We start from the raw sequence: 3,995 nt of genomic DNA, 5'->3' as shown, positions 1-3,995 counted from the left end.
CGCAATGGCCCAGCACGGAGCCGGCGACCTTCGCCCGGCCGCTCACTTTGCGCAGCTGCAGCGCAGCCTGGTACTTCCGTGTCATCGGCTGTCCTGTTCGCCCGGGATCTTTGCTCTTCATGGCTAGACCTTGAGATATCGGCGGAGGGTCAGGAGCGACGATATCCCGGCCAAGCCACCGCCCAACGCTATCAGGACCGGCGCAATCACGAGTACCTGGGTCGAGGAAATAAACGGAGTGTTCAGGAACTGCCGCGACAAGTCTCCGTTGAGCCAGAACTGGGCCACCAGCCACAGTGTGCCTGAGGCCAGGACTGCACCCACGACGGCGGCGATGACGCCTTCGAGGATGAACGGCAGTTGGATGACGGTCTTCGATGCTCCAACGAGGCGCATGATGCCTGTCTCCCGTCGCCGGCTGAACGCGGACAACCTGATGGTCGTGGTGATAAGCAGGACTGCACAGAAGATCATGACTCCCGCCACCACCATTGCCGCCACAGAGGCACCGTTCATCCACTCAAAGATCCGTTCAAGGACCTGGCGCTGATCGCTCACGGTCTCCACCCCGGCCTGGGACGAGAACGTTTCGCTGATGATCTGGTACTTCTGGGGGTCCTTCATGTTGATTCGGAAAGACGAAGGAAGCTGGTCCTGGGTTACCGAATCAACGATCGGAGAGTTGGAGAACTGTTCCTTGAAGTGCTTGAACGCATCGGCTTGCGATTCGAACTGGTAGTCGGTGATGTACTGCTTGACAGCCGGCGAATCGAGCATTTTGGCCAGATTGGCCTGCTGCTCCTTGGTGACCGCACCCGAGGCACATCCGGTCGACGTCGAGGAGTCGTTGCAGAGGAAGATGGCGACCTGGACTTTGTCATACCAGTAGCCCTTCATCTGGTTGATCTGCATCTGCAGCATTCCGGCCGCACCAACAAAGGTGAGCGAGACAAAAGTCACCAGGACGACGGAAATCACCATTGACAGGTTCCGGCGCAGACCGCTGCCGATCTCGCCCAGGATAAAAGCGAGCCTCACTGCTGGACCCCCTGCGCGCGGTCGATTTCCGCATCGCTCGCGTCCTTCATCCGCCGGGACTCTCCCACTACCGGAATCATCGAGGTGTAGAGGGCCCTTGCCTCATCGCGGACCACCACTCCGTTCCGGAGCTCCACCACGCGCTTGCGCATCTCGTTCACAATGTCGTCGTCGTGCGTCGCCATGACCACAGTGGTGCCGTTCTGGTTGATCTTGTCGAGAACGCCCATAATGCCCATCGAGGTAATGGGGTCCAGGTTTCCGGTGGGTTCGTCCGCCAGCAGGATGCCGGGACGGTTGACGACGGCGCGGGCGATGGCCACGCGCTGCTGCTCACCACCGGACAGCTCATGCGGCATGCGACGTTCCTTGCCTTCAAGCCCAACAGTCTTCAGCACTTCCGGAACCGTCTCGCGGATGATGCTGCGGCTTTTTCCGATCACCTGCATGGCGAAGGCAACGTTGGCGAAGACATTCTTCTGCGGCAACAGGCGGAAGTCTTGGAAAACGACACCGATTCCGCGGCGAAGTTTGGGGACCCGCCAGCTTGAAATGTTGGCCACGTTCTGGCCCGCGACGTAGACGGAACCGGATGTTGCCCGGTCTTCCTTCAGAATGAGTCGTAGAAACGTCGACTTGCCGGAACCCGAGGCCCCGACGAGGAAGGTGAATTCTCCACGGTCAATCTCAAGGTTGACAGCATCCAGCGCCGGACGGGCATTGGGGTCGTAGACCTTGGTGACATTCTCAAATCGGATCATGACTCTTCAGAACCCCGCCGGACATGCCACGTTCGACCAGTCCAACCGCCAGCGCACGGGCTTTCATTGGGGGAAGTTGAGCGCCGGCTCTTCGACTATACGCACGCTCCGCGATGGAATCGCGGGCTTGGCGCGGTGTGTCGCCCAATCAAGTAATCAGCCCGGGCGCTTATCCCTCGGCGTTGCGGTTACCTGTGCGCCAGCGAATCCCTGCGTCAATGAAGTCGTCGATGTCGCCGTCGAACACCGCAGACGTGTTGCCCACTTCGTGCTCAGTCCGCAAGTCTTTGACCATCTGGTATGGATTGAGCACATACGAACGCATCTGGTCCCCCCACGATGCCTTCACGTCACCTGCGAATGCCTTCTTCTCAGCATCTTCCTGCTCCTTTTTCAGGAGGAGGAGCCTTGATTGGAGCACGCGCATCGCGGCTGCGCGGTTCTGCAACTGGGACTTCTCGTTCTGCATGGAGACGACAATCCCTGTGGGGATGTGGGTCAAACGTACTGCGGAGTCCGTCGTGTTGACGGACTGCCCGCCAGGGCCGGAAGAGCGGAAGACATCGACGCGGATCTCGTTGTCCGGAATGTCGATCGAGTCGGTCTGCTCAATGAGCGGGATGACTTCGACGGCGGCAAAGGACGTCTGTCGCCGTCCCTGGTTGTCGAACGGGCTGATCCGGACAAGCCGGTGCGTCCCGGCTTCGACGCTGAGGGTACCGAAGCGTACGGCGCTTTGACCTCGAAAGTAGCCGATTTGAGGCCGGCCTCTTCGGCGTACGAGGTGTCCATCACGGTAGTCGGGTAGCCATGGCGTTCTGCCCAGCGCAGGTACATGCGCATGAGCATTTCGGCGAAGTCCGCCGCATCAACACCGCCGGCGCCCGCACGAATCGTGACGACGGCCTCGCGTTCGTCGTATTCGCCCGAGAGCAGGGTAACCACTTCAAGTTCCTTGAGGGCCTTACGGATTGATTCGAGTTCCGTGGCCGCCTCCACCATGGAGGCGTCGTCGTCCTCGTCCTGGCCGAGCTCGACAAGGACCTCAAGATCGTCGATGCGGCCCGTCAGCCTGTTCAACCGTTCAAGCTCCGACTGCCGGTGGGACAACTTGGACGTAATTACCTGGGCGGCAGCTGGATCGTCCCAGAGGTTCGGTTCACCAGCCCGCTCGCTCAGTTCTGCGATCTCTTCCTTGAGCTTCTCGACATCGGAAACCTGTTCGATGGAGCGGTAAGTGGAGCGAAGCGCGCGGATTTCTGCGGGAAAGTCAATCTGAGCCATGGTTGTTCCAGAGTACGCCATCCGTTGACGGCCTTGGCACGGAGCCTGGACGTGTGACGCTTGAAAATCAGCGGGTCAGCCGGGAACGCGCAGTGGAACGGGCTTCGATCGGAACACCGTCGGGAAGCAGAAAGCTGACCACAGGCGGATGGGCAACCGCGCTGAGCACCACTTCGGCCGTGGTGTTGTCCGGACTCCCGGTACCCGGGCCGACGGCAAGTTGATCGAACCGTGAATGGGCGCCGTTTTGGCTGAGGTATGACTCGGTAATACCTCTTACCCGCGCGCTGTTGAGGACGGCCGACGGCGTTTCGGCGCCGCTGTCCACTTGGCCGAGGGCATAGCTGTCCGCGGCCGCCACAGAAGCTCCGTCCGCCACGGAGAGGAGCTTCTTATGTTCGATGTAGATGGCCGAGGCCGCAGCAACGACCGTTGCAAGCAATAACGCGACCACGACATAGCCGATGGTCAAGACCATCAAATGGCCGCCTTCCGCCTCTGATTTTCGGGATAGCAGGATGTCCGTCTTCGCGGGAAGACCTCTCACCGGAACCGCCCGACGATTTGCGTAGCCGACGCACTCAGATTCGCGGCGTCCAGATTCAGGGTGTCTCCAAAGGGCAGCATGGGCAACGGCACCGTGAGCTTGACCGTCACCGTCACAGCAGCGCCGGCGGACAGGCAATCGCCGCGGTCGCACGCGACGTCGACATTTGCCCGCTCCGCGGAATGGCCATAGTCGGCAAGGGCCAGAAGGGCAGCCTGTTCAGCGGCGACGCGCCCTTGGGAGGTGTCCTTCTGCATGACATAGACCTTGGCGGCTTGGTCCGCTGCCCCCACGACGGCGAAGGAACCGCCCTGGATCTGTCCAATAGTGACGATGAAATAGACCACGGGAACCATGAGTAGGAG

The 3,995-nt window shown here is 60.6% G+C and carries 5 protein-coding genes; all 5 read right to left on the bottom strand.

Annotated features, from left to right (window positions below):
* Window positions 1-123 precede the first annotated feature (123 nt).
* Complete coding sequence (ftsX, locus tag AHiyo1_RS03035; protein WP_059387584.1) at window positions 124-1,038, bottom strand: permease-like cell division protein FtsX; 915 nt, start codon at window positions 1,036-1,038, stop codon at window positions 124-126.
* A complete protein-coding gene (gene ftsE, locus AHiyo1_RS03030; RefSeq protein ID WP_059387583.1) occupies window positions 1,035-1,799 on the bottom strand; it encodes a cell division ATP-binding protein FtsE in 765 nt (254 codons plus the stop codon). The genes ftsX and ftsE overlap by 4 nt, the downstream gene beginning before the upstream one ends.
* A gap of 169 nt (window positions 1,800-1,968) precedes the next feature.
* Window positions 1,969-3,083 (bottom strand): peptide chain release factor 2 gene (prfB, locus tag AHiyo1_RS03025; RefSeq protein WP_284988451.1). Its coding sequence is split into 2 segments (ribosomal slippage): window positions 1,969-2,522 and window positions 2,522-3,083, totalling 1,116 coding nucleotides; the frame shifts between segments, so codons are not numbered across the junction.
* A 67-nt stretch (window positions 3,084-3,150) separates the two neighbouring features.
* Window positions 3,151-3,561: a pilus assembly protein TadG-related protein gene (locus AHiyo1_RS03020; protein WP_059387582.1), complete on the bottom strand. Its 411-nt coding sequence runs from the start codon at window positions 3,559-3,561 to the stop codon at window positions 3,151-3,153.
* 65 nt (window positions 3,562-3,626) lie between these two features.
* Window positions 3,627-3,995: hypothetical protein (locus tag AHiyo1_RS03015; RefSeq protein WP_059387581.1), on the bottom strand; the 369-nt coding region annotated here is incomplete at its 5' end.

This window comes from Arthrobacter sp. Hiyo1, assembly GCF_001263615.2.
In the GTDB taxonomy this organism is placed as follows: Bacteria; Actinomycetota; Actinomycetes; order Actinomycetales; family Micrococcaceae; genus Arthrobacter.
The sequence above is the reverse complement of the archived record's forward strand: the minus strand, read 5'-3'. Positions and strand labels throughout refer to the sequence as shown.

Coding starts and splice junctions, on each gene's coding strand:
- ftsE (WP_059387583.1), bottom strand. CDS start 1,799: ATGATCCGATTTGAGAATGTCACCAAGGTCTACGACCCCAATGCCCGT.
- AHiyo1_RS03020 (WP_059387582.1), bottom strand. CDS start 3,561: ATGGTCTTGACCATCGGCTATGTCGTGGTCGCGTTATTGCTTGCAACG.